Source organism: Acidithiobacillus sp. 'AMD consortium', from assembly GCF_008926505.1.
Classification (GTDB): Bacteria; Pseudomonadota; Gammaproteobacteria; order Acidithiobacillales; family Acidithiobacillaceae; genus Acidithiobacillus; species Acidithiobacillus ferridurans.
Genome location: NZ_CP044411.1, coordinates 1,966,486 through 1,991,807 on the forward strand (window position 1 = coordinate 1,966,486; position 25,322 = coordinate 1,991,807).

Sequence of the window (25,322 nt, forward strand, 5' to 3'; positions counted from 1 at the left end):
GTTAAAGAAAACACCGATACACGTCAGTGATCGTTTCGAGCTTCATAAAGGAGCTATACATCAGGGAGTTGCAAATTAGTTACAAACATATATACTTGTTTCCAAATAAGAAATATTCACCATCATAAATGAGTAATAGACTTTTGTAGCCAGTCGTCTACAGCAATGGCTTCCTAGGGATGGCATTCAGATGCACGCCACCACCCCAATTTCTGCAAACCATAGATAAAACTTAATATGGCACGGATGTTGCTGGAGAAGGCAGATCATCCTCCTCAGAATGCTTAACTCTGAAAGCAGATGGTTCTCATATCCTGTGATTAACACGAGGATCCGCAGGTACACGATAGGATCAGATCAAGAGAGGCGCGCCATGGAAAATAATGCTACAACTGCTGCATCCAAGAAGGCTACATCCGCAGTGAGGACCGCGGTCTTCCCGGTTGCAGGAATGGGAACACGTTTCTTGCCAGCCACCAAAGCTACTGCCAAAGAGATGATGCCTGTTGTCGACAAACCGCTTATTCAATATGCCGTAGAGGAAGCATTAGAAGCTGGTTGCGATCGTTTGGTCTTTATAAGTGGTCGCGGCAAACGCGCGATTGCCGATCATTTCGACGTCGCGTTTGAACTGGAGCATGAACTGGAGCGCCGAGGGAAGGGGCAACTTCTGAACGAAGTGAGAAATATTGTCCCACAGGGTATTAGCACGGTATTTTTACGGCAACCCTACCCATTGGGGCTCGGTCATGCGGTACTAATGGCCCGTGATGTTGTCGGAGACAGTCCTTTTGCCGTCTTGTTGGCCGATGATTTAATTCTGGCCAGGAAACCCGTTCTTGCGCAGATGATAGAGCAGTATGATCGATATCATACCGCAATCCTGGCTATTCAAAGAGTCCCTGATGAAGAAACGAACAAGTACGGGATTGTCCAATGCAAGTCTTGGGAAAACCAGATTCATCAGGTATCAGGTATTGTTGAGAAACCCATTCCTTTCGATGCGCCATCCAACCTTGGAGTAGTCGGACGATATATTCTTCCCGCAAAAACCTTTGCGTATCTGGACGCACTGCCGACTGGGAGTGGTGGCGAGATCCAACTTACGGATGGCATTGCAAACCTGCTGCACGAGCAACAGGTCATCGGCTATGAGTTCGACGGCAGACGCTTTGATTGTGGCGACAAGCTGGGATATTTGCAGGCGACCATTGAAGTTGGTTTGCGTCATGCGGGTGTTGGCAAGTCATTCTCCGAGTATTTGCATCACCTTGCAACCAATGGAATATGCTCTTATATCAGCGATAAACAACCGCTTAGTCCCTTTTCAGCCCGCAGCGAAGAAACGCGCGCTGCATGAATATGTTACCGGAAAAAATAACGTTAAAGGGGAGACTTATGTCGATCAAAAAAACGATTAGATCCCTGATGACCACTGTGATCATGCTCTTTATTCTGGCAGGACTGTGCGGTGTGTGGTTATTGGCAGCCAGCCCCGTTTCGACCATAGCAGAAGGCTATATTGGCGGTGTCATGCTCTTGGCGATGATCATCATTCTGCTCCTGGGACGTAAACTTCGTTTTCAGGAACCTTGGGTCGGACCGCTGCGCATTGTCAGTATCTTTCTCGCCATCTTTCTCACCGCGCGTTATTTGGTGTGGCGTATTGAATTTACCATTGGTGGTTATGGAATCATCAGCCTTATCACCGGACTCACCCTCTTTGCCGCCGAAGTATACTCAGCGGGATTTGCGCTGTTGGGTTATTTCGTAAATGTGAACCCGCGTCGCCGCACCTCAGTATCGTTGCCTTCGGACAAGTCGCTGCTCCCGTCAGTGGATATTGTCATCCCGAGCTACAACGAGCCTGCAGGTTTGCTGGAGGTTACTCTACTGGGCACATTAAATATTAACTATCCGCCAGACAAGTTTCAGGTCCATCTCTTGGATGATGGAGGTACGGATGATCGATGTAATAACCCGAAAATTGCGGAACAGTCGCGTGCGCGGCGTCGCACTCTTCAGCAACTCTGCCAGAAATTAGGTGTTGTTTATCATACGCGGGTGCACAATGATCATGCCAAAGCGGGCAATATTAATGCCGCCCTGGATACTCTTAGCGGCGCGTTGATGGTAATCCTCGATGCTGACCATGTTCCTACTAAAGATTTTCTGAGGAAAACGGTCGGTTTCTTTCTGCAGGATGATAAATGTTTTCTCGTGCAGACACCGCATAGCTTTATCAATCCGGATCCCATTGAGAAAAATCTGGGTACGTATAAGGACTCGCCACCGGAAACCGAACTTTTTCACAACGTCATTCAAACCGGCCTGGATGGCTGGAATGCGTCTTTCTTTTGCGGATCTGCCGCAGTCATGCGCCGCAGCATGCTGCTAGAAGTCGGTGGTATTCAGGGCGATACCATTACGGAGGATGCCGAAACCGCGATGATTCTGCATGCCAAGGGATATCACAGTGTTTTTCTGAATGAGTCACTCAGCATTGGTCTGCAACCGGAAACCGTTATGAGTTTCATCGCACAGCGGGTACGCTGGGCTCAGGGTGCGTTGCAATTGCTGCATTTCAAAAACCCCCTTACGCTCCCGGGCCTCAAACTGACACAACGTATCTCCTATCTGGCGAGCTTTTCCTACTGGTTTTTCCCATTCTCACGGATAATTACCATTTTGGCACCCTCCATGTTTCTCTTGTTCGGGATCATGGTCTATAACGCGACCACGGAACAGTACGCGATATACGGTGTACCTTATTTTCTGTCCACCATGATTTTCTCCGATTTCATCTTTGGGAAAATCCGCTGGCCACTGATCTCCGACGTATACGAAATGGTGCAAACACCGCTGGCAGCACCGGCACTTGCTGCAACCATTCTACGGCCTGGAAAACTTACGTTCCGGGTGACTCCCAAAGGTGAGCAACTGGATCAGGATTTAATAGCCCCTACCGCGTGGGTGCAGTATCTCCTGTTGCTAATTGTTTTCGTATCATTGATTGCCGGTGGCTGGCGTTGGCTTGACCATCCCGGCGAGCGCCCGCAACTCATCTTCACCATGATGTGGGAGGGGATCAACTTCATGATCGTGGCGGCAGCAGTGGGCGTCACCCTGGAGCGCAAACAGCGTCGGGAGGTGTTTCGTATTACGCCTCGAAATCCTATTCCCGCAGTCCTGCACGCGGCGAATGATCGGCGCGTGGTGGTACGCATCACCGATCTGTCCACCGGAGGGGCCTCTTTGCAGATTACCAGCCCGACAGGTGCCCCTGAAAATTTCCGGCCACAAGAAAAACTCGTGCTCTGGCTGGAGAGTTCGCGCAAGAAAGGGCGGGTCATTTACGTGCCTGCAACAGTAAAGAACGATGTTGCCGGGCATGTAGGCGTGCAATTCCAGTACCAGGATATGCAACAGAAGGCGGAGATAGTCGACCTGATTTACGGCGACAGCCAGCATCTTGAAGCGCGTCTTGAACGGCGTCGCAAGCGCATCTCTTTTTTCGCAGCCTATCTTTATATCGCCAGAAAATCAGCTGCCGGCCTCGGAAATAACCTGCAGTTTGTACTGAACCAGGGGGTACATGGGGTGCTGCACGGAGCCCGTCAACTGTTCATAGTAGGGCCACGCTCGTGGTGGACGCTGGCTTTTTCCGGCCGTTCTGACCGCTGATAAAACGATTAGGGACGAGAATCTCCATGAAACGCAAATACATCATCGCGGTGTGGTCTGCAGGCCTTGCCTGCCTACTTTCAGGTACCGTGCCCGCGATCGCGCAAACCACCGCTGATCCAGTAAGCCTGCCCCTATCGGCGCTGACGCCGGGTAAAAATGTGGTCGTACTCCGTTCCGGGCATGAAACCACTCAGATCATCTGGAAGGTGCGGCCCCATTACACCGCACAAAACGCCGCTCTCCAGGTCCGTTATCTGACCAGCCCGGATACCACGGCGGGGTCCCAGCTGGTGGTCTCCATGAATCATAAGATTGTCGGTGCGGTCTCCCTGAACGCCCAGCTTCCGCGGGGGAGTTTCACGGTCCTGCTCGGCCATCAGACCTTTTCTGCAGGCCGTTACCTCCTGCAGATACAGGCCATCCCCGGACCCGCTGCAGCGCACTCCAAAACCACTCCCCCGGGGGCCTGGACCCAGATTGACTACAGCGCCTCACAACTGACCTATACACCTCAGCGCTTACCGTGGCAGCATTTGGACTTTGCGCATTTGCCGATGATTCTGAGCGAGTCTGCGGCAAAAGGTGTTTTACCCTTACCGATCCAGTTGTATGGGACCCCCAACCCCACGCTGCTCACGGCCGCGCAAGAGGCGGTGGCGGGCCTGGCGCTGCGCTCAGCCGCCGTGCTTCATGTTGAGGCGCACATGGGTCCGTCCGTGATCTTGCCTACGGTATCCGGCGATTCTGGCGTCTCTGCCTGCCTTGCCCCAGCCTCTGATTTACCCGCCTTGGTGCAGCCGCACACGCCCATTACGGGTCCGACGGTGCTCCTGGCGCGCAATCCTGGCAATCCGCTGGGCGTCATTGTGATTTTCACCGGCACCGACGATGCCCAGGTGCTCGAGGCCGCCCGCGCCTTTGCCATGAATCGCAACATGCTGCCGCTCGATCATCGCTGGAGCGTCATCGGTAGTGCACCGGTGACGGCCATGAATTTTGGTCCCCGGAATGCCGTGTATCCGGGACAGGTGGTGAGTCTGCGTGCGCTTCAGGGGGCCAGCTCCGTATTGAACACGCCCCACGGTACCGCGGATATCGGTTTCTGGATGCCCGGAGGGCTCTTTGCCGCGCGGCAGAGCAATTTGAAAATGAAATTGACCATGGCCACGAAGCCGCTGACGCAACCTGTCACCCAGCCCATCATCACCGTCATGGCCAATCACCACTGGATATCCGAGTGGAAACTTACCCCGGGGGTGGCCGATTACCAAACCACCATCCCCTTTTCGGCATTGGTCGGCGGCGAAAACCATGTCACCTTTCAGATTGCGGGAGGCAAGGTATCCATTTTTCCTGATTCCACCCTGCAGTTGCCCACCACGCACCGTTATACGGTGTTGCCCGATCTGGCCCTCTTCCAGCGCACCGGCTTTCCCCTGGTGGTCCATGGGGTAGGACGCCATCTTTCCGTATGGTATAGCGAAAGCACTCTGGCGAACTGGTCCGCGGGCTTGACCTTGTTCGCACGGCTGGCCCAGTCCGCGCACTCTCCTCTGCCCGGCGCGCAGGCGACCTTTTCGATGCCCACCAAGGGCAACGTTCTGGCCGTTGGGACACTGGCCTCCATCCCGGCATCCTGGCTTTCTGCCAGCCCCGTGCGTCTGCGGCAAAATGCCATTCAGTGGCAGCTGACAGCCCGTCAGGGTACAGTCCATCCGTGGATGGGGGCGACGCAGTCCCCGGCCACTGCCTATCTGGTGGAAGCCCACACGCCCTATAAGGATCACGTGGCGGTCACCTTTCTCACAACCAACACCCAAAATCTGCAAGCGGCAGCCTGGTATCTGGCGGCAGCGCCCAACTGGAATCGGTTGCAGGGGGATTTCGCCTGGCAGAACCGTCAGGGAATTTATCAGTCCACCATGGTGGGTCCGCATTTCATGTATGGCAACCGGCACAGTAGCTGGTTCTGGATCTTTCTGTTCTCGGCCAGGCCCTGGCTTTGGGTGCTGGCGGGCTCGTCAGCGGTCTTGTTTGCATCGCTGACCGTGTGGATATACACCCTTCGTAAAAAAGCACAATGGCGCGCTGAGGAGGCCCTATGAAAAAGAATAACCGCAAAATGTCCAGTATCCGCGCGTGGGTCACCCTCATCGTTGCCGGTGGTGTCCCTCTCTATGCCGCCGGCGCCTATGCCGCACCGGTGGCGGATCAGACCCGCGCCGCCAGCAATGTGCTGCAGTCTCGGCAAAGCCGGCCCAACGATGTGATCAGCAACATCTACACCCAAAAGAACCGTTCACTTGCCGCCATCGGTACGGCTGAACAAAAGATCTGGGCGGCCATCAACAGTAACCACCTGCGTACGGCGCAGGCGCTGATACAGCGGACCACGACGCAATTTCCCGGCTGGCAACCGCAACCGACCATGGGTTTTGTGCTCCTGGTAAAAACGATCTGGGCGGAAATCCGGGTGGGTCAGGTCGGGCTGGCGCGAATGAATATGGAGCAATTGCAAACCCGTTACGGACAGGGTGCCCTCGCCGATAAGACGCGGGTCTCGCTCGTCTCCATGCGCAATGTGCTGGAAGAGAACCGGCTCTGGCACCTCTTGGGTGAAGGTCATCTGCAGGCCTTGCAGTTCGCCATACAGCAAATCCAGAGCGAAGATCCCGGTTATCAGCCGCCCCAGAAAATGCTGGAGATGATGCATCAAGGGCTGGCCGCTCGCGCGGTAGGTCGACTGGAGCGCCAAAAAGCCTGGACTCAGATTGTCGCCCTGCACGATCAGACCCCCAGCGTGTTCACACTCGCTTATTCAGGCAACCGGCAGGCATGGGCAGAGGCCCTGGCCGCGACCGGCCATCCCCGCCACGCCACTCTGATCTATATTTCCCTGCTGCAGCACTGTCAGCACGCCGCACAGGCCCAGGGTATCCTGAATCAGGCCGCCAATCGGTTGCCGCCTCAGGAGATGCAGGTGCTCTATACCCGGGCACAGGCACAGTTCCGGGGCCATCAGCAGACCTTGGAGAAACAGCACCTACAGTACGTGCTGATGATGGCTTCACGAGCGCACAGTGCGCATCAGAACGCCGAAGCAGCCGCCTTGGTAGTCCCCGAGTCCGTGGCCATCAACCAGTTACACAAGGCGTCTGATGCGCGGCTAATGGGCGCTATATTGGGTGCCAACCATCAATCGCATGAAGCCTTGCAATGGTGGATACGGGCGGCGCGATGGTCGGGCAAAGCCGCCGACTGGCAGACGGTGGGCAACATCGCCATGGCCGACAATGATGTGCCCGTCGCGCGCGAGGCGATGGCCCATCTGCCGGCAGGCACCCCGGCATCGGAGCATTTTCGCCGTCATAATGACATCATGGCCGCACTGCGCGATTACAAAAACCGTGATTATAAGGGTACCCTGCAACACCTGCATGCCGCGCAACAGTTTGGTCCTTTGTCTCCGGGCATGGACACCATCAAAGCCTGGTCTTTGGTGCATACCAAAGACTACGCGGCCGCCAGTGCCTTGTTCACGGCACTCTACCGGCAGGATCCTTCTTCGGGCAATGCCGTAGGGGTGTTGATCGCGGATCAGCAAACCCACAATCTGGCCCACACCTACCAGCTGGCGGCCACGACCAAGGGTCCCCTGGCATCGCATTTGCCAATGACGACCATGCGCGATCATCGGGCCGATATCAACACGATTCCCTGGCGTTTTATGCCGCCCGATCAGATCGTGCCGCCCCTTGCCCGCTCAAGCTACCTGGCCTTGGGCGGCGCCTGGGAAGAGCGAGGTGGAAGCAACAGCGGCATGACCAAAATGACCGAATACCTGCCTTCCCTGCAGGCCCAGTGGGGGATCAATTGGCATCTGGCGGCTTTTGCCCAGTTGTCATCGCCTAACCTGTATGGTGGCCAGCCGACCAGCGGACAATTGCCGACCTTGAATGTTGCCTCAACGACTTCGGGAAATGCGACCGGGCATGTCTGGCAAACACCCCAATTCCTGCTTGGAGTGGATAACCGTGAGCCCCATCAACACTGGCGTGCAGCTCTGGGTTGGACATCACCTTCGGGCATTGGGGGTGGAACCGTACAAGGCTTGCTGCGGTATACCTTTATACCCTCCAGCACCGGAAGTAACTGGAGCGTTCACCTGCTCCGTGACAGCGTGCGGCAAACCCTCTTGTCCTACAACGGGGTGCAGGAAAATATTCAAACCACCACCACCGCTGGCCGCACCTTGGACCTTCCCTATACGTGGGGAGCTGCCATTCGCAACCAGGTTGGAGCCAGCGGATATCTGAGTGGCGGGAAACATGGCTGGTCTTTAATTGGTACCTTGCACCTCAATGCCGTCACCGGGCAAAACATTCAGACCAATTTTGGGGCCAGTACTTATCTGGCCGCGATGAAACCGGTATTTACCGGAGCTGGTTGGTGGGTCACGGTAGGACCTTCTGTTTATGCCGAAACTTACGCGCGAAACGCGGATTTCACCTCACCGGGATATGGCGGCTACTTCAGCCCGCAAATGATGGTACAACCCTCCCTCAGCGCGAGTGCCAGCCATTGGTGGCATGGCGGTGGAGTCAATATAAGCGCGGCTGTCGGCTATCAGTGGCTGCATCAGGCGGGTGGACCATACCTCGGTTTCAGCCCCTTGCGAAGTCAAGTGGCCGCTTCGTTGGGAACGCAGGGGCTGGTTTTATCCCCATACGCGAGTTCCAGCGGGCACAATATAGCCGGATCGGTCAATGTCGTGCTAACGCAGCGGCTCTCGACCCACTGGTATCTCGATGCCGGCGCTGCCTATCAGGCCAACCCCGCTTTTCAGCAGGCCCAGGCGGGCCTCGATATCCGTTATGTCTTTGGCGAAAACCATGCCCGCACGTTTATACCCGCTCAGTATGTGGCCGGGATGGGGCGCTATGAATAAAAGCCACGACATCCATAGGGAGAACCGCCATGCGTGAGTGGAACCTTCAATCGGAGCCTTCCGGGAGTGCGTCCTCATCCTCAACGCGCAGCAGGAATCTGCGTCGTTGGTTGCAGTCGCGGGCCCGGTGGCTGGGACTGGGGTCGCTGGCCATGCTGTTCGCGGTGGAAGGCTGCGCGATGCTGCCCACCACTGGCGATTCAGCGCCCAATCCCGCACCTTGGTACCAATTTTGGATCAGCTATCAGGCTAAGTTTATTGATCCGCAGGGACGGGTCATCGACTGGGAAGACGGCGGAATCACCACGTCAGAGGGGCAGTCCTACGCCTTGTTTTTTGCACTGGTAGCGAACAATCCCAAACTGTTCCAGAACATTCTGAGCTGGACCCAGGACAACCTCGCGCAAGGAAGCCTTGCCGCGCACTTGCCCGCCTGGCGCTGGGGCGAGCGCCCCAACAAAACCTGGGGCGTGCTCGATACCCACTCGGCAGCGGACGCGGACTTGTGGATCGCCTACACCTTGATTCAGGCCGGGCGCCTGTGGAACCGCAATAGCTACACCGCGATAGGCACGCTGCTGGCCAAACGCATCGCCCAGCAAGAGGTCGTCACCCTACCGGGCACCGGACCGATGCTTATACCCGGAAATATGGGATTCCACATCGCCCCGAATACCTACGTCTTCAACCCCAGTTATCTGCCGCTGCCCGTCGTGGAGGGCTTGGCCCACGCCTTGCCGCACGGCCCCTGGCGCAGCATGGCCGCGCATCTGCCCGACTTTATCAAAGCGGTCAGCCCTCATGGCTTCGCGCCAGACTGGGTGGCCTATTCCCCGCAACAGGGGTACCACATAGCCCCCCAGGGACCCAATGGCAGCTACAACGCCATCCGCGTATACCTCTGGGCCGGCATGAGCAACCCCGACACCCCGGGCGCCCAACGTATCCTGGACAGTGTTTCGGGCATGGCGAACTACCTGCAATCGCATCTGCTGCCACCCGTGAGTGAAAACTGGCAAACGGGCACCACCACCGGGACGGGTCCTGCGGGCTTCTCTGCAGCCCTGATCCCCTACCTGATGCAAAAAAACAGGAACACGGAAGCGCACAACCAGTGGCTCAGACTCAATGCAGACTATGACCGTGCCGATGGTCTCTACGGCAAAACACCCCACTACTATGATCAAAACCTCGCCCTCTTCGCCCTGGGATGGGCCTACCACACCATACACTTTAACCATAACGGCGAACTGAAGCCTTCTTGGTTAAATCTGAAATAGTGAAAATACGCCACGTTGCATGACATAAGCTCAATGGAGGCACCATGACTATTAACAGGCACCCGACACACAGGCAACAAAAAAAACCAAGCGCCCACATAAATACGCTATCTTTGGTAGGCGTACAAATACCTATTATCCAGCCATCCTGGACGGCAGTTCCTGGTTGCTATCAATTTCAGAAAGATGAAAGTGGCTATGGGTCCCGATCCCATGGTACAAATCAGGACGATGGAAAATGTCAAATGGGAACAGGTGCATCAAGGGTAGGACCGACGACAAATCGCCACATTGGAAATGCACCCAAGTTGATTGACCTTGGTCATCTCACACATAGGTGGACCATTTTACGGTCCCCTTCCACCGATGAGCGCCCTGTAACTGGTGAGGATTATCACCAATTCTATGATCTGCTAGGTGATGTTTTTCGAACTGCGGTGCACCTCGACGTAAATAACGAGCGATTGTTTAATGATTTTTGCAGAAGGCTGTTGGGTGCAATGGCTCCTTTGAAATGGTCCAGCCTTGTCAGTTTAACTGATACACAAAAACCGTCGCAGGTAGCACATCGCATGCTCACCTTGCGCAGCGATGCCCACAATAGACGACCGATTACCCCAGTGATTGGAGAGAAATTACCTGAAAAAGCAGATATATACGATTTGTCGCTGCCAGAAACTCCCGCCGGCTTACGTATGCTGCGTGATCTTGTCCAGGAGGCGGCCATACTTCCCGTTCGCCTGGACCACCAGAGAGCGCTATGGATACTTGGAAGCAATCAGTCTGGATATCTTAACCGCCTTGGGCTAAAGCATCTACTCATGGTGCCGAAAATGCTGGAATTGGTGGCGTCCGCCAAAGAACAGGCTCACCGTGATCCGCTGACAGGATTACCTAATCGGGCGTACCTAAAACCACGACTGGCGGAAGCTAAAGCCCGAAGCATTCGCCAGAATACATTATTTGCGCTGGGTGTACTTGATCTGGATGATTTCAAGAAAGTGAATGATACACTCGGCCATAAAGCCGGAGACTGGATATTGCGGGAGATGGCGAAGCGACTGAAAAAAGTACTGCGGTCATCCGATGCCTTGATTCGGCTTGGTGGTGATGAATTTATCATACTATTGGAAAACATCAATGATTGTGATGGCCTGGATATCATATTGGATCGCATCAAGAATGTGATGAATGAATCCTACATTTATCATGATCATAAAATGCAAATAGATGTCAGCCTGGGCTTAACCATATATCCTTTCGATAACAGCCCGGATGACACCTTAGTACATCATGCAGATCATGCACTTTACGCCGCGAAAGCCACCAAAACGACCAGGAGGCGGTTTTTTACGTTATACAGTGAACTATATGGGAGGTCAGTTTCATGAAAACTCAAGCAATGCATACGAGTCGCCAGAATAACGGGCAATCGGTAGCGCAACGACTCGGCGCACAAAGAACATCCTGCAGTGATGCATCTCAACCTGAGTCCGCACTAAATGCTTTGCCAGCCGAGTTGATCAAAGTCTGTTTTTCCCTGGAAAACGCTCGCTATGATCTAGGCAATGGACACCATGGCGCTGCGGAGGCCACACTCACCAGGCTAATTATTCGACTGACAAGCCTTCTAGAACATTTACCACCATCAAAAAAAGAGATTCAGTTGAAAGATACCAATACAACGGAGCTTATTGGCAATGCTCTATGATGCACGATCAAAAAATGTGGACACCCATCCTGTTCATTAAGGAGATAAAAATGCGTTCAATTACATTGCCGACAACAGTTACTCGCGGTGTTTTCCATGTGGGTCTGGTTGCGCGTATGCATGAGGATAGTTCACTGATTCTGATCAACGCACTGCGCGAACTGGCTGCTGGACTTAACGATATAATTAGCGCTTATCCGGCGGATGTTGAGATCTCCAATGCCCATGACTTGACTAGAGACCTACTGGATATGGAGTATTTACTGCTATTGATGCTGGAGGAGGCCCGTACCCAGGGACAGAACATTCATAAACAGTGTTCAGTAAGTCAGTTGCTTGATAGCCTCATGGGGTTACGTTGGGAGATTGGGAGGAGGTCATCTGATCATGACATGATGGCAGCTGAAGATCGCGTGTATTCGCCTGTAGCAAAGTTTCTTCAGTAAATAGGTGGGAACGCAGGCAACGATCGCCAACTGCTATTATTGTAACCACTTCGTGGAAATCTGTATTAAGAAATTACCGGCTGGTAATAAGCACGGTGGCCGGATGTTCATGGAATCGGTGGCCGGATCACCGTGGAATCAGTGGCCGGATGCGCCAGAATACGCACGGCTGTCCGTGCAGATCAAAAACGCCAGATTATTCCTGATGATGTTCTACATTGAGGCTATTGCTGGACTGGGTGGGCTGGACTGACTTCTTGTTTCTGGTTGCTGCCCTGGCCTAATACTGGCCCTGCCTTCCGCCCACGACGGAACCGCACCAGAAAACACAGCCCAGGATTTATCCTCGCACCATCACCCCATCTCTCCACCACGACCAGCCTATCCAGCGCCGGTTAGCACCTAATTAGCGGTCCAATTCCTATTGGATTGGTTGGGAGTGCTCCTGCATGCGCGCACGGTGAAATTGCAAATAGGATTGATGCTCGGGGGCGAGCCAGCGTAGTCGGAGTTCCGGTGAAATGCCCAGCAAGTGCAGATCGGCAGTTGCCAGTACTGGGGATAGTAGCAGGCGGCCCTGCGCATTGAAGCTGATCAGGAAGCGGTCGAAAAGGGCATCGAGGTTGGTGGTTAGCAAAAAACCGTTGAAGACATCCAGCCGTTCCGCATCTGACTCGCATTCTGCCCAGGGTTTGGCATGGCTGGCGCGGAGCACGTCGGGCAGGGCCAAGCCGGTGACCGCGCAGGTGCCGCCCCAGTAGGACAGCATCGCTTCGCGGAATTTTTGTTGGCCGATGCGCTGGCGGACCATGCGTTCGACCTCCGTGTGCAGCGTCTCTGGCGGCAACGCGGCTAGTTCCTCGCTCACGGCATTTTCGTAGCTGCGGGCAACCTGATTGGGCAAGGCCCGCGACAGACCGGCGGCACGCAGCAGCAGGGTGGCGAGTTCCGTATTTCCGGGGATCAGAAAATGGTTATCGACCGGCGTCCACTGAGGAAAACTACGGGCCAACTCTCCCGATAGTGTGGCTGACGTTGTCTCGAAATAGACTTGGTACCCGTCATCCGCAGTACCCGTAACCGTGACGCGGGTGGGGTGTCTGGCAGAGGCGAGGCAGACGGCTTGCGGGTTGGCGGACAGGACATGCTCAAAGCCGTGGTCATGGCCGGTTTTTTCAAGCAGGGTTATTTTCAGCGAGTCCATCTCCAACGCTCCGGAGCGGTAATGATCTGATCCAAGTTTACTTTCTTCCATTACCCAGCGGTGCGAGAAGCCCTGCCTGAAATCCTGGTTGTTCACCTGAAATAGCTATTACAATGGACGCACTCATCAACCCAAGGCTGAGGGAGTTGGGCCAAGGCCATGCGCGTTGGCCTTTTCGTTTTCGGGCAGCTATAACTGTCTATCGTATTTTTGTGCGCTCGGGTTGTCGGTCAGGCGGCTTGCTCGGGCTTGTGAATGGCCGCCAGTTCTTCGACCAACCGACGTTCCGCAACGGTCAAATCGTAAGCCTGTTGCATGCGTAACCATATCCCCGGCCCGTTACCCAGATACTTGCCGATACGCAAGGCCATCTCCGGGGTGATGCCCTTGCGCTCAGACAGGATGCCGTGAACGGTCTGGCGCGAGACCCGCAGGCCACGGGCAAACTCTGCTACAGAGATATCCAGTGCAGGCAGTACCTCCTCCCGCAATATCTCGCCAGGATGCGTCGGTATCCGGTCCATCTGCTCAACGGTCATTTCGTCCATCGGACACCCCCGATCTAGGGCATAGCGCAGATGCTCGGAGGTGAATCTCACGCCGAGGGCTGTTTTGATCGGAGGGGGAAATTCGCCGCGACTGACTTTATTGCGGAGCGTTTTCGGAGATGAGCCGAAAAGGTTGGAGAATTCGTTGTACGACCAACCGATTCTTGGGGATGCTTCTAGCTGCTGGAGCAGTGCTGATGGGATGAGCGATCGCGTGGGGTCGCTGTCCCCACCATCGCCGTCTGGATCTGAAGACGACTTGGTGCCGCTGGCTTGGCGTCTGGACTTCGATGCAGGGCCAGTTTGTCTTCCGCAAGGATGGCTCGTCACCGCTTCCGCCTTGGCGCGAGCCTTCGAGAGGTTTCCAATAGCGCCAAGCTCGCAGGATGGAGATCTTTCCCTCCATCGCATGAAGACGGCAGCACGCGTCCTGCGGGCATGCTCGGTCACTATTCGAACAGTGCGAGACATCTCCGAGGCGGCCACCTCTCTAATCTCGGGGTCATCACCAGCCCCGGACCAATATGTCCGCATGGCGTGCAAAGCGAAGAATATAGCCAGCAGGTTTATGCCTATCATGGGGGCCAAAACAGTGTAATCCCCAGTAACCGCATTGAAGATGCCATGTAGGGCAGACAGGGAACCACACACCCAGATGCCAATCATGGACCTAAATAACCTAATCCCGACCAACCTTTTCTGTTTCGTCATCGTCGTCTCCTTTCTGACGGGTTGCAGGTGGGGATGTCCCAGGATATCCCCTACAGTGAGGGTATAGATCGGGACTGGGCCAGATAATGATTTGACTTATAAACGCGGGGGTGTAATTGGACAGCCCATAAATATAACTAACTGATTATGCTTACCTTGTAGATTTCACGGGTACCGATGGAGTTCCGAGGCTTGCTCACACCCGATTGGCGCACTGCACAAGGTCCCGATGGCCTACCGGCCCTCGTCACGCGACTACACACGTTGGCCAGGTTGCCGAAGGCTCCAGGTTTATCAGATTTATGCATGTCGAAGGATGCGATTCTGCGGCGCAGAACTTCCTTATATAACATGCACGAAGAGGCTCGTAATAGCGATATTCGCGCTGCAATTACGCTGCACCAAGAGGCAGGATAGGGCGTGATCCCTTGGGATATGGCGGGATATTACGGTGTTCAACATATTGAGTATAAATAATAATGAAAAATGCTTATATTTCAAATATCCGCGAAAACCGTCTGTTTTGCATTCGCAATGCGAAGGTCGGGAGTTCGATCCTCCTCTGCTCCACCAAAATTCAGCGCCCAACTGTTCTCAGTTGGGCGTTTTTATCTGTGCTTCCCGCATGACACGCAGGGTTCCCGGTCATTCTGCGTGTGCGACCAGGGGTCTGTGGCCTGGCGGGAACATCCCCGGTTGCCCTCCGTTCCGCCCTCTCTTCTCTCGAAATCGGCGCTAACTTCTTCGCCTTGGCACACGCAGACTCCGGGAGACCTACTCCCATCTTCAGTACAACACCGCAACCTCGCGTTTGCGTTCGTAAAACACAACCGACGGGCGGCTAGGAATCCAGAACATGAAAACCAGCAAGGAATCGGGCTCATGCTTGGCAAGCGTCTCCCAACCAGCCGTTTTTGAGAAAACGTGGCATGCCATTGCGACGGCCCCATCGTCGTGATAACGTGACGTTATCACCTCTGGAGATAGTTATGCGTAAAGTCTTCCATACCAGCCAATTCATGGCAGGTAATTCACCTGCCGTCCGCATCCCTGTGAGCATGGCATTCCCGAAGCAGACCAAATTGGTCGTGATTCGAGAAGGAAACAGGCTCATCGTGGAGCCTGAAGAAGATTCGCTCGAATCGCTTCCGGCGCTGTTCGCTGCGCTGCGTCCGCAGCACACCGGCGAGCGCCCAGAGTTTGTCGAAACGGAAAGATCTTGGTGATACTGCGCTACTTGCTGGACACCAATATTTGCATCTACCTCATGAAGGAGCAGCCCGCATCAGTCATCCCGCGGTTCGCGGCCTGCAAGCCCGGTGAAATTGGGATCAGTTCGATCACCTGGGCTGAATTGTGCTGTGGCCTAGACGTGCATAACAGCCAATTGGAAATGGCCACGCTCTTGGGCAGGCTGATCGTCAAGGATTTCGACGTGGATGCAGCGGCCCTCTTTGGAAAACTCTCCCGGCGCTTCCCAGCCAGAAAGAGCAGCTTTGACCGTATGATTGCCGCGCATGCTTTATCGCTGGGGGTCACGCTGGTGACCAACAACAGGGCCGATTTCGATCTCTATGCCGGTGCAGGACTGGTCGTCGAGAACTGGGTGACATGATGGCGAAGTTGCACTTCCTGATCCTCAACGGGCCTTTTTGCCAGGCAAGTTTGGATCATATCCGCAGAAAGCCACACCAGGCGTCCCCGCGTAATCGACGAGGCGCAAGAAACCAGCGGCAGGTGGAGGTCGGGCTGACGCCTTCTATCCGATTCCGCCTGAACCATGAGATATCCCTTGCTCCAAACATTACTCCAACGCCTTCCGCGCGTTGACAAAAATCTGCATCCAGGGTGTAGCCTCACCCCACTCCGGCGGCCGCCAGCTCATCTGCAGGCTACGCACGACCCGCTCCGGGTGCGGCATGAGGATAGACACTCGGCCGTCCTCATTACAGAGGCCGGTAACGCCTTGCGGGGAGCCGTTGGGATTGGCTGGATACTGCACTGCGGGCTGTCCCTGGGCATTCACAAAGCGCATGGTAACAGGCCCCCCTGAGCCAGGCTGATCCCCGGCGAAGTGCGCCCGCCCTTCGCCGTGGGCAATAACGATGGGCGCATAAGTGCCCGCCATACCCGCAAATAACAGCGACGGCGAATCCACGACCTCGACCATGGCCAACCGCGCTTCGAACTGCTCCGAGCGATTGCGCGCAAAACGCGGCCAGTGCGCCGCGCCGGGGATAATGTCGCGCAGCTCCGCCAACATCTGACAGCCATTACAAACGCCCAGGGCGAGGCGCGAGGTATCGGCAAAGAAGGCGGCGAAATCGTCCCGCAGACGATCGTGGAAAAGGATCGATTTGGCCCAGCCCGCACCGGCGCCCAGCACATCTCCGTAGGAAAAGCCGCCGCCAGCAGCCATTGCCTGGAAATCCGGTAAGCGATGACGACCGGCCGCAAGGTCGCTCATATGCACGTCCACGGCGGTAAAACCAGCACGATGGAAAGCCGCCGCCATCTCGATCTGGCCATTGACACCCTGTTCGCGGAGAATGGCCACACGGGGCTTGACCCCAGTTTGAATCATCGGCATCTGCGGGGTAAAAGACAGATGGGAAAACAACGGTGCGTCCTCGCTGGCCACCACAGCAAAAGCCTCCTGGGCGCAAAGCGGATCATCGCGCAGGGCCTGCATCCGGTTACTGGTCTCCGCCCAGACACGCAGTAGATCAGCGCCAGCTTCCTTCAGGACGGATTGGCCATCCTGCTGTATTTGTAAACGCCAGTGGTCGGCCTTTACCTGACCAATGACCTGCGCCCGTCCAGCGAGGCCGGCATCGGCAAAAATCTGCATCATTCGCTCGCGCTGGGCGGCTGGGGTCTGAATGACCACCCCCGGTTCCTCGGCAAAGAGGAAGGACCAGCTATCCGCTCCCGAAGGCAGTTGAATGTCCGCTCCACAACGGCTGGCGAAAGACATTTCGCAGAGAGTCGCCCACAGACCACCGTCGGAGCGGTCATGGTAGGCCAGCACCAGTTCCTGCATGCGCAACACCTGCAATGCGGAGAACAGGCCGCGCAACCACTCGGGAGCATCCAGATCGGGCGTACTATCGCCCATCTGCCCCAAAGTCTGGGCCAGAATGGAAGCGCCGAGCCGGCCGCACCCCAAGTCCACCAGCCAGAGATCCGTATCGGGTTGAGCAGACCACTGGGGGGTCCAGCTCTTCCGCAAATCCGCCACTGGCGCGAAGGCCGAGATGATCACCGACAGGGGCGACACGACGGTCTTTTCCACGCCCTCCTCTCGCCAGATAGTGCGCATGGATAGGGAGTCTTTGCCCACCGGGATGGCAAGGTCCAGCGCCGGACAGAGTTCCAGTGCCGCCGCGCGTACCGCGTCATAGAGTGCCGCGTCTTCTCCCGGATGATCCGCCGCCGCCATCCAGTTGGCCGAGAGCTTGATATCTCCCAGCGCGGCCACATCGGCGGCAAAAAGATTGGTGAGGGCTTCGGCAATGGCCAGCCGGGCGCTGGCTGCAGGATTCAACACCGCCACCGGGGCACGTTCGCCGATGGCCATGGCCTCGCCGTGGTTATTCCAGAAGTCCGCTGCCGTAACGCCGCAATCGGCCACCGGCACCTGCCACGGCCCCACCATCTGGTCGCGGTGAATCAGGCCGCCGACACTGCGGTCACCGATGGTGATCAGGAATTCCTTGCTGGCTACCGAAGGATGGCGCAGGACGGCATAGGCGGCAGCGCGCAGGTCGGCGCCGGACAGGTCCAGTGGCCGCAAATCGGGCCGCACATGCCGGCTGTCCCGCTCCATGCGCGGCGGGCAGCCCAGCAGGGCGCTGAGGGCCATATCCACCGGCCGGTCATGGAGCAGGGAATCCTCCAGAATCAGGGCATCCTCCGCCGTGGCTTCTCCCAGGACCGCACAGGGGCAGCGCTCGCGGGCGCAGATCTCCGTGAAACGCGGCAAGTCTGCTGCCGCCACGGCCAGCACATAACGCTCCTGCGCCTCATTACTCCAGATCTGCATGGGCGACATGGCCTGTTCTTCATTGGGTACCGCCCGCAGTTGCAAACGGCCTCCACGACCACCATCATGCAGCAACTCGGGAATGGCGTTGGAGAGCCCGCCCGCCCCGACATCATGGATGGACAAAATGGGGGAGTCCTCTCCCAGGGCAATACAGCGCTCGATCACTTCCTGGGCCCGGCGCTGCATTTCCGGATTGCCGCGCTGCACCGAGGCAAAATCCAGTTGCTCATCCCCTGCCCCGCTGGCCACACTGGATGCGGCGCCCCCCCCCAGACCGATGAGCATGGCCGGGCCGCCGATAACCAGCACCTTGGCGCCTTCCGGCAGGGGCTTCTTCTCCACCAGCGAGGGGCGAATCTGCCCCAGACCGCCGGCCAGCATGATGGGTTTGTGGTAGCCGCGGTGCAGCCCGTCCTGATCACATTCGAAGACCCGGAAATAACCGGCAATGGCCGGGCGGCCGAATTCATTGTTGAAGGCCGCAGCACCCAGGGGGCCTTCGCGCATGATGTCCAGCGCCGAGCGGATACGCGCCGGCTTTCCGTAAGGATTCGACTCCCATGACTGGATATAGCCGGGAATCCGCAGATGCGATACCGAGAACCCAGTCAAACCGGCCTTGGGCTTGCCGCCCCGCCCGGTGGCGCCCTCATCGCGAATCTCGCCGCCACTGCCCGTAGCCGCTCCGGGAAAAGGCGAAATGGCCGTCGGATGGTTGTGGGTTTCCACCTTCATCAGAATGGCGGTGCGCTCTTCCGCTACGGCATACGCTCCCGACACGCCCACCGCGAAAGGCCGGCTCAGCGCGCTACCCGCCATGACCGCGGCATTGTCCTTATAGGCGGATAGCGTACCCTGCGGATGCAGGCGGTGAGTTTCGCGAACCATGGCGAAGAGGCTGAGGGCCTGATCCTGGCCATCCAGCCGGAAAGCCGCATTGAACACCTTGTGCCGACAATGCTCGGAGTTGGCCTGCGCAAACATCATCAGTTCGGCATCACTGGGATCGCGGCCCAAGCCGGAAAAATAATCAAACAGATAATCCAGTTCCGCCGGAGCGAGAGCGAGCCCCATACGGTTATTGGCCGAAAGCAAGGCGGCACGCCCCTCTTTGTGCAGAGGAATGCGGGTCAGCGATGCGGGTTCCGGGTGCGCAAAAATGGTCTCTGCCGCCGCCCAGTCCGGCAACACCGACTCGGTCATGGGATCGTGCAAAAGCCCGCTCATCGCCTGTAACTCCGCCACGCTGAAGGTCGCACCGCCGACTTTGCGCAAGCGATATGAAACCCCCCGTTCAATACGCCGCACCGCACCCAATCCACAGCGTCCGGCAATATCCGTCGCCTTGCTGGACCATGGCGAGATGGTCCCGAGGCGGGGCACCACACAGACTTCCGCTGCGTCCTCTGCACGTCCTTCCGCAGCTTCCCCGTAATGCAGCAAAGCCGTCAGCACCCCCATTTCTGCCGACGTCAGGGGCGCGCCGAGATCCATCAGATGGACGTATTGAGCGACTGCGCTCTGGACGGGAAAGCCCTCGGCAACGAGGATGCGTAGCAAGTGTTGCACACGAAAGGCGGACAGCGCCGCAGGGCCGCGAAGCAGCAGCATGGGATGGTCCCTCATTCAAGAAACGCGGCAGGACGAGCCAGAAGACTATCCCGCTGGAAAGATTACGACTTTATGATGTTGCCGGAAGCGGCACACCCAGGCGGCGCGCGACTTCCACATAGGCTTCCACCACCCCGCCCAGGCCGCGACGAAAGCGATCTTTATCCATTTTCTCCAGACTCCGGGCGTCCCAGAGTCGGCAGCCGTCGGGGCTGAATTCATCGCCGAGATAAAGCTCACCGTCAAAACGCCCGAACTCCAGTTTAAAGTCCACCAGAATCAGGTTCGCTTTTGCAAATAGTGCGGACAGCAGCACATTGACCCGCATCGTCCACCGGCGCATGGCCTCTACTTCTTCTGCCGTCGCCCAGCCAAAGGTGCGAATATGGGACGTGTTGATCAGGGGGTCGTGCAGCGCATCGTTCTTCAGGAAGAATTCCAGCGTCGGCGGCTCCAGGACCCGGCCCTCCTCGATACCCAGGCGCTTGGACAAGGACCCCGCAGCCCGATTCCGCACCACACACTCCACCGGGATCATCTCCAGACGGCGCACCAGGCTTTCTCGCGCATTGAGGCGGCGGATAAAATGGGTCGGCACACCCTCACCCTGCAAATACTCCATGATGAAGGCATTGAACGCATTGTTTATCTCTCCCTTATGGGCGAGCTGCTCGACCTTTTCGCCGTCAAAAGCCGAAGTGTCATCCTTGAAATGCAGGATCAGCGCATCGGGTGATTCGCTGGCATAGACGATCTTGGCCTTGCCTTCGTAGAGAGCGATGCGTTCATTCATTGGGGTTGTCCTTCCGGGAAAACGCGAGCGAAAATGGCGTCCACATTGCGGGTGTGATAGCCAAGATCAAACAACGCCGCCAGTTCCGGCGCGCTCAGATAAGGCTGAATCTGCGGGTCCTCTGCCAGGAGAGATTTGAAGTCCGCATTCGCCTCCCAGACCTGCATCGCGTTGCGCTGCACCACCCGGTAGGCGTCTTCGCGCAGCATGCCCTTTCCGGTGAGCGCCAGCAGCACCCGCTGTGAGAAAATCAGGCCATGCATCTTGTGCAGGTTATCCAGCATCCGCTGCGGATAAACCACGAGCCGTTCCAGCAGGCCGCTCGCCCGATGGAACATGAAGTCCATGATGATGCAGGCATCGGGGCCAATCACCCGCTCCACACTGGAGTGGGAAATATCGCGCTCATGCCAGAGGGCGATATCCTCCAGCGCCATGCCCGCATAACCACGCAGCAGGCGGGCGAGACCGGTCAGGTTCTCGGAGAGGATGGGATTGCGCTTGTGGGGCATGGCGGAACTGCCCTTCTGCCCGGCGGAGAACGGCTCCTCCGCCTCCAGCACCTCGGTGCGTTGCAGATGGCGGATTTCCACGGCGATCTTCTCGATGGATCCGGCAATCACCGCCAGGGTGCCGAAAAACTCGGCATGACGGTCCCGGGAAATCACTTGCGTACTGGCCAGTTCGGGGGCCAACCCCAGATCCGCACAGACCGCTTCTTCGACACCGGGGTCGATGTTGGCGAAGGTTCCGACGGCGCCCGACAACATACCCACAGACACTGCGTCTATGGCACTGATCAGGCGTTGCCGGTTGCGCTGCGCTTCGGCACACCACACCGCCACCTTCAGACCAAAAGTGATGGGCTCCGCGTGAATGCCGTGGGAGCGGCCGATCATCACCGTGTCCTTGTGCTTCCAGGCCAGATGCACCAGTGCCTGATACAGGCGATCCATCCCTTCCAGCAGCAGTGCCCCGGAACGCTTCAACTGCAGCGCAAAACCCGTATCCACCACGTCCGAAGAGGTCAGGCCAAGGTGGATGAAGCGGCTGGACGGTCCCACATGCTCGGCCACGGACGTCAAAAAGGCAATGACGTCGTGTTTGACTTCCCGCTCGATTTCCGCAATACGGGCGCTATCAAAAGCCGCTTTCGCCTCGATCTCGGCCAGGGCGTCGGCAGGAATCTGTCCCTGCACTGCCAGCGTCCGGCAGGCCGCCAGTTCCACGTCGAGCCAGGCCTGATATTTGGCATCCTGCGTCCATAAGGCACCCATTTCCGGGCGAGTGTAGCGCTCGATCATGCCTTATCTCCGTTTTTGGGAGACAGGCCCGACTGCAGCTTGTCGAGAATTTCTGCAGACCATTTGGGCGCATCCTTGCCCACGCCCGGCGTCGTCTCCAGGACGCTGCCCGTATCGTCTTTCATGCGCAACAGCGTCACCCGGACAGAAACGGGCTTCTGTTTCTCCCGACTGCTCCAGATTGCCTTGATATTATCCCAGGTCCGCTGGAAGATGCCGCCGATGAAACTCTGTTTCTGGCCTGCCTGTGCACCGCCCTCCCGGACTTGCACTTTCCATACCCCCGTGCCTTCCCTTTGCACGGGATAGCCCAGACCCTGCAAGACCACTTGTACTGCGGGCTCCGCCTTGGCGGGGACGGCATTCAACACCAGATAAGGGCCGCGGTCATCCCGGTAGCGGGTCACTTTGATCTCCGGCATTTCTGCGAGAATGGATTCCTCGCTCAGACGTTTTTGCACCGCTTCCATAAGCTGACGATTATGCCCGGCGTCGGCGGGCACCTTCTTCCACCCCACGCTGCTGCCGTTGGGATTATTCCAGAGGCGTTCCTGTTGTATCGTCAGGATTTCCGCGCCCTTTTCACCAGCACTCAGGTGAAAGGTGTATTTCTCCCGATAGGTTGGTGCGACAGTATGCCCCAGCACAAAGGCCAGACCACTGCGGAAATCACGCCAGTCAGTGACCAGTTCACCTTGTTCAGGAGAAAATTTCGCCACCGAGGTATCATCTGCCGCCAGTACCGCTTTCAGAGCGGCCCAAATCCGCTCTGGCCGGGCGGTCGTGCTCAACCGTAAGTCCGCGCCGCTACCCAGAATCTGCGCCCCCACGCCAGCGAGGGTTTTTTCCTCTACCGGCTTCTGCCCGGCCGCCTCGTGAGGTTGAAACAGTCCATAGCCACCGGAGGCGCTATTCGTATTCGTCGGCAACTCGCTGGAAGTTACCGCTCCCCCCGGTATGGTAACCCCCGGTTGCGGCGCGTGGACCAGTAGGTCCGGCGGGATCTTCAGGGGTTCCATCACCTTGGAATCCTGGTATTGGGGCCCGTTGTTGGACTTGAAGAAGGGAATGTACGAGCACCCCCCCAAACCCAGAGTGGCAACCACGGCAAGAGCTACGTAACGGCGCATGCAAAACTCCACTGAACGCGACCAGGCGCGAGAATGATCAGATACATTGCGCCCGGCGCAAACTTTCGCGCAGACGCTCATGATGAACGGTCGAAAGGGTGGTCAGGGGCAGGCGCAGAACGGACTCCATGCGGCCCATTTCGTGCAGGGCCCACTTGACCGGGATGGGGTTGGACTCCAAAAAGAGATCCCGGTGTAATCCTGTCAATTGCACGTTGACCGCACGGGCGCCCACAAAGTCTCCAGCCAGTGCCAGGTCACACATCCGTGCCATCAGTCGGGGCGCCACGTTGGCGGTAACGGAGATCACGCCGCGCGCACCTAACGCCATGGCGGCAAGGGCAGCACCATCATCACCGCTGTAAACCTGCACCTGATCCCCGCACAAGGCCAGAATTTCGGCGACCCGTTCGACTTTGCCGCTTGCTTCCTTGATGCCGACGATATCCGCACGCGGCGCCAGGCGCGCCACCGTCTCCGGTAAAATATCACCAGCAGTGCGACCAGGAACGTTGTAGAGGATGATGGGGAAATGGCAGTGCTCAGCGATCGCCGAATAGTGTTGGAACAGTCCTTCCTGAGTGGGCTTATTGTAATAGGGGGAAACCAGCAGCGCTGCATCGGCCTTGACTTCCATGGCCGCACGGGTGAGCTCTATGGCCTCATGGGTCGCGTTGGCCCCGGTTCCGGCGATCACCGGAACGCGCCCCCTGGCCTGTTCCACCACCGTCTGGATCGCCGCCACATGTTCCCTCATTTCGAGGGTGGCGGATTCTCCCGTAGTGCCGACGGCAACCAGCGCGTGCGTCCCTTCGGCGATGTGCCACTCCACCAGTTCGCGAAGTGCAACATCATCTATTGCCCCGTCCACCTGCATGGGCGTCACCAAAGCTACCATACTGCCATGAAACATGATCCAGCTCCCGCTTTATCGCATGCCATTTCTGCCAGGGATGGTACTTGCCCGACGGCGGGCTTGGCAAGGCAAGAAACCCGCACCGTCCGCGGACGGCCATTCAGCGCATTCGGAATGGGACGATCAGAGAAAAGAAAGTGGCGCTCCCAAGGGGGTTCGAACCCCTGTTACCGACGTGAGAGGCCAGTGTCCTAGACCACTAGACGATGGGAGCGGAGCGCAGATTATAAGCTCTTCTTCCCCAAAAGCAAGACCAAGCCGATGCTCCTTCAGCCAGCATATTGAAGAATAGCCCAGAACTGCAACGCCGTACCGGCGATGACAAAAACATGCCAGATAGAATGGAAATATTTCCAGCGATCCAGCAGAAAAAAGAGGACGCCTATGGTATAGGCCAGCCCGCCAGCGGCCAGCCACCACAAAAACCAGCCGGGTGCGGAATTATAGAGCGGCACGGCGGCGAATACCGCCAGCCAGCCCATGATGAGGTAGAGCCAGAGAGAAATCGATTGCGCGCGCGTCCCAGCCATCGCCAGCAGAGAGATGCCCAGCGCCGCCAGGCCCCACTCAACAATCAGCAGCGTCCAACCCCACGAGCCATGGAGCACCATCAGCGTCACCGGGGTGTAAGTGCCGGCAATAAGGAGGTAGATGGCGGATCGGTCCACCAACTGAAAAGCCCGTTTAAGTCGCCCCGACGGCAGAATGTGATAGACGGTCGAAGCGCCGTACAGCATCACGATGGTAACCACGAATATACTGATAGTGACTACCGCGAGAGGGGTGCTGTGGAGACCTGCGCCAACGATCCACAGCACAAAAACCAGCGAGGCACCGACCGCGCCTGCGCCGTGCAGCAGACTGTTAATCCATTCTTCAACACGGGTCTGATCCCGCACCATACCGCCCGAATTCAGCTCCATCACCCGTCCGCCATTCTGCATCATGCATTTGGGTTAGTTATAACATAGTCACCCGGATTCCC

Annotated in this window: 19 protein-coding genes and 1 tRNA gene; 11 read left to right on the forward strand and 9 right to left on the reverse strand. The window is 57.0% G+C overall.

The window, feature by feature from the left end; all coding sequences use genetic code 11:
- Positions 1 to 373: 373 nt before the first annotated feature.
- The 9 genes from galU (at position 374) to F6A13_RS15420 (ending at position 12,325) form a co-directional block, all read left to right on the forward strand.
- Positions 374 to 1,360, forward strand: coding sequence for a UTP--glucose-1-phosphate uridylyltransferase GalU (gene galU, locus F6A13_RS10085; protein ID WP_151528188.1), 987 nt, complete (start codon positions 374 to 376; stop codon positions 1,358 to 1,360).
- A gap of 38 nt (positions 1,361 to 1,398) precedes the next feature.
- Positions 1,399 to 3,684 (forward strand): UDP-forming cellulose synthase catalytic subunit, encoded by a 2,286-nt coding sequence (bcsA, locus tag F6A13_RS10090; RefSeq protein WP_151528189.1) that lies wholly within the window; start codon positions 1,399 to 1,401, stop codon positions 3,682 to 3,684.
- 26 nt (positions 3,685 to 3,710) lie between these two features.
- On the forward strand, positions 3,711 to 5,792 hold the full coding sequence (locus F6A13_RS10095) for a cellulose biosynthesis cyclic di-GMP-binding regulatory protein BcsB (protein WP_151528190.1): 2,082 nt from the start codon (positions 3,711 to 3,713) through the stop codon (positions 5,790 to 5,792).
- On the forward strand, positions 5,789 to 8,635 hold the full coding sequence (locus F6A13_RS10100; protein WP_151528191.1) for a cellulose synthase subunit BcsC-related outer membrane protein: 2,847 nt from the start codon (positions 5,789 to 5,791) through the stop codon (positions 8,633 to 8,635). The genes F6A13_RS10095 and F6A13_RS10100 overlap by 4 nt, the downstream gene beginning before the upstream one ends.
- Before the next feature lie 29 nt (positions 8,636 to 8,664).
- Positions 8,665 to 9,915: a cellulose synthase complex periplasmic endoglucanase BcsZ gene (gene bcsZ / locus F6A13_RS10105; RefSeq protein WP_151528192.1), complete on the forward strand. Its 1,251-nt coding sequence runs from the start codon at positions 8,665 to 8,667 to the stop codon at positions 9,913 to 9,915.
- 44 nt (positions 9,916 to 9,959) lie between these two features.
- Positions 9,960 to 11,306: a GGDEF domain-containing protein gene (locus F6A13_RS10110; protein ID WP_151528193.1), complete on the forward strand. Its 1,347-nt coding sequence runs from the start codon at positions 9,960 to 9,962 to the stop codon at positions 11,304 to 11,306.
- Positions 11,303 to 11,626, forward strand: coding sequence for a hypothetical protein (locus tag F6A13_RS10115; RefSeq protein WP_151528194.1), 324 nt, complete (start codon positions 11,303 to 11,305; stop codon positions 11,624 to 11,626). The genes F6A13_RS10110 and F6A13_RS10115 overlap by 4 nt, the downstream gene beginning before the upstream one ends.
- On the forward strand, positions 11,623 to 12,072 hold the full coding sequence (locus F6A13_RS10120) for a hypothetical protein (protein ID WP_225981797.1): 450 nt from the start codon (positions 11,623 to 11,625) through the stop codon (positions 12,070 to 12,072). Before F6A13_RS10115 ends, F6A13_RS10120 begins: the two co-directional genes overlap by 4 nt.
- A 103-nt stretch (positions 12,073 to 12,175) precedes the next feature.
- Positions 12,176 to 12,325: a hypothetical protein gene (locus F6A13_RS15420; protein WP_192796459.1), complete on the forward strand. Its 150-nt coding sequence runs from the start codon at positions 12,176 to 12,178 to the stop codon at positions 12,323 to 12,325.
- Between the two features lie 168 nt (positions 12,326 to 12,493).
- On the opposite strand, the gene F6A13_RS10125 is transcribed toward F6A13_RS15420, so the two are convergent.
- The gene (locus F6A13_RS10125) at positions 12,494 to 13,276 is read right to left on the reverse strand and encodes an HNH endonuclease (RefSeq protein WP_151528196.1); all 783 of its coding nucleotides are present in this window, start codon (positions 13,274 to 13,276) and stop codon (positions 12,494 to 12,496) included.
- Positions 13,277 to 13,506: 230 nt separating this feature from the next.
- Positions 13,507 to 13,824 (reverse strand): HigA family addiction module antitoxin, encoded by a 318-nt coding sequence (locus F6A13_RS10130; protein WP_151528197.1) that lies wholly within the window; start codon positions 13,822 to 13,824, stop codon positions 13,507 to 13,509.
- Positions 13,825 to 15,524: 1,700 nt separating this feature from the next.
- On the opposite strand from F6A13_RS10130, the gene F6A13_RS10135 reads away from it, so the two are divergent.
- Positions 15,525 to 15,761, forward strand: a complete 237-nt coding sequence (locus F6A13_RS10135; RefSeq protein WP_054608893.1) for an antitoxin — start codon at positions 15,525 to 15,527, stop codon at positions 15,759 to 15,761.
- On the forward strand, positions 15,758 to 16,150 hold the full coding sequence (locus F6A13_RS10140) for a type II toxin-antitoxin system VapC family toxin (RefSeq protein WP_215878407.1): 393 nt from the start codon (positions 15,758 to 15,760) through the stop codon (positions 16,148 to 16,150). The genes F6A13_RS10135 and F6A13_RS10140 overlap by 4 nt, the downstream gene beginning before the upstream one ends.
- A gap of 189 nt (positions 16,151 to 16,339) precedes the next feature.
- Here F6A13_RS10140 and purL read toward each other — a convergent pair whose 3' ends face one another.
- The 7 genes from purL to trhA all read right to left on the reverse strand — a co-directional run bounded on the left by purL (position 16,340) and on the right by trhA (position 25,260).
- Entirely contained in the window at positions 16,340 to 20,194 is a 3,855-nt protein-coding gene (gene purL, locus F6A13_RS10145) for a phosphoribosylformylglycinamidine synthase (protein ID WP_126604279.1), read from the reverse strand.
- Positions 20,195 to 20,264: 70 nt separating this feature from the next.
- Positions 20,265 to 20,987 carry a phosphoribosylaminoimidazolesuccinocarboxamide synthase gene (purC, locus tag F6A13_RS10150; RefSeq protein ID WP_113526534.1) on the reverse strand — a complete coding sequence of 241 codons (723 nt, stop codon included), beginning with the start codon at positions 20,985 to 20,987 and terminating at the stop codon, positions 20,265 to 20,267.
- Positions 20,984 to 22,291 carry an adenylosuccinate lyase gene (purB, locus tag F6A13_RS10155; RefSeq protein ID WP_126604280.1) on the reverse strand — a complete coding sequence of 436 codons (1,308 nt, stop codon included), beginning with the start codon at positions 22,289 to 22,291 and terminating at the stop codon, positions 20,984 to 20,986. Before purB ends, purC begins: the two co-directional genes overlap by 4 nt.
- Complete coding sequence (locus F6A13_RS10160) at positions 22,288 to 23,421, reverse strand: outer membrane protein assembly factor BamC (RefSeq protein WP_126604281.1); 1,134 nt, start codon at positions 23,419 to 23,421, stop codon at positions 22,288 to 22,290. The genes purB and F6A13_RS10160 overlap by 4 nt, the downstream gene beginning before the upstream one ends.
- Before the next feature lie 37 nt (positions 23,422 to 23,458).
- The gene (gene dapA, locus F6A13_RS10165) at positions 23,459 to 24,334 is read right to left on the reverse strand and encodes a 4-hydroxy-tetrahydrodipicolinate synthase (RefSeq protein WP_113526531.1); all 876 of its coding nucleotides are present in this window, start codon (positions 24,332 to 24,334) and stop codon (positions 23,459 to 23,461) included.
- 141 nt (positions 24,335 to 24,475) lie between these two features.
- Positions 24,476 to 24,551 (reverse strand) — tRNA-Glu (locus F6A13_RS10170).
- Between the two features lie 55 nt (positions 24,552 to 24,606).
- On the reverse strand, positions 24,607 to 25,260 hold the full coding sequence (gene trhA / locus F6A13_RS10175; protein ID WP_126604282.1) for a PAQR family membrane homeostasis protein TrhA: 654 nt from the start codon (positions 25,258 to 25,260) through the stop codon (positions 24,607 to 24,609).
- Positions 25,261 to 25,322: the final 62 nt, after the last annotated feature.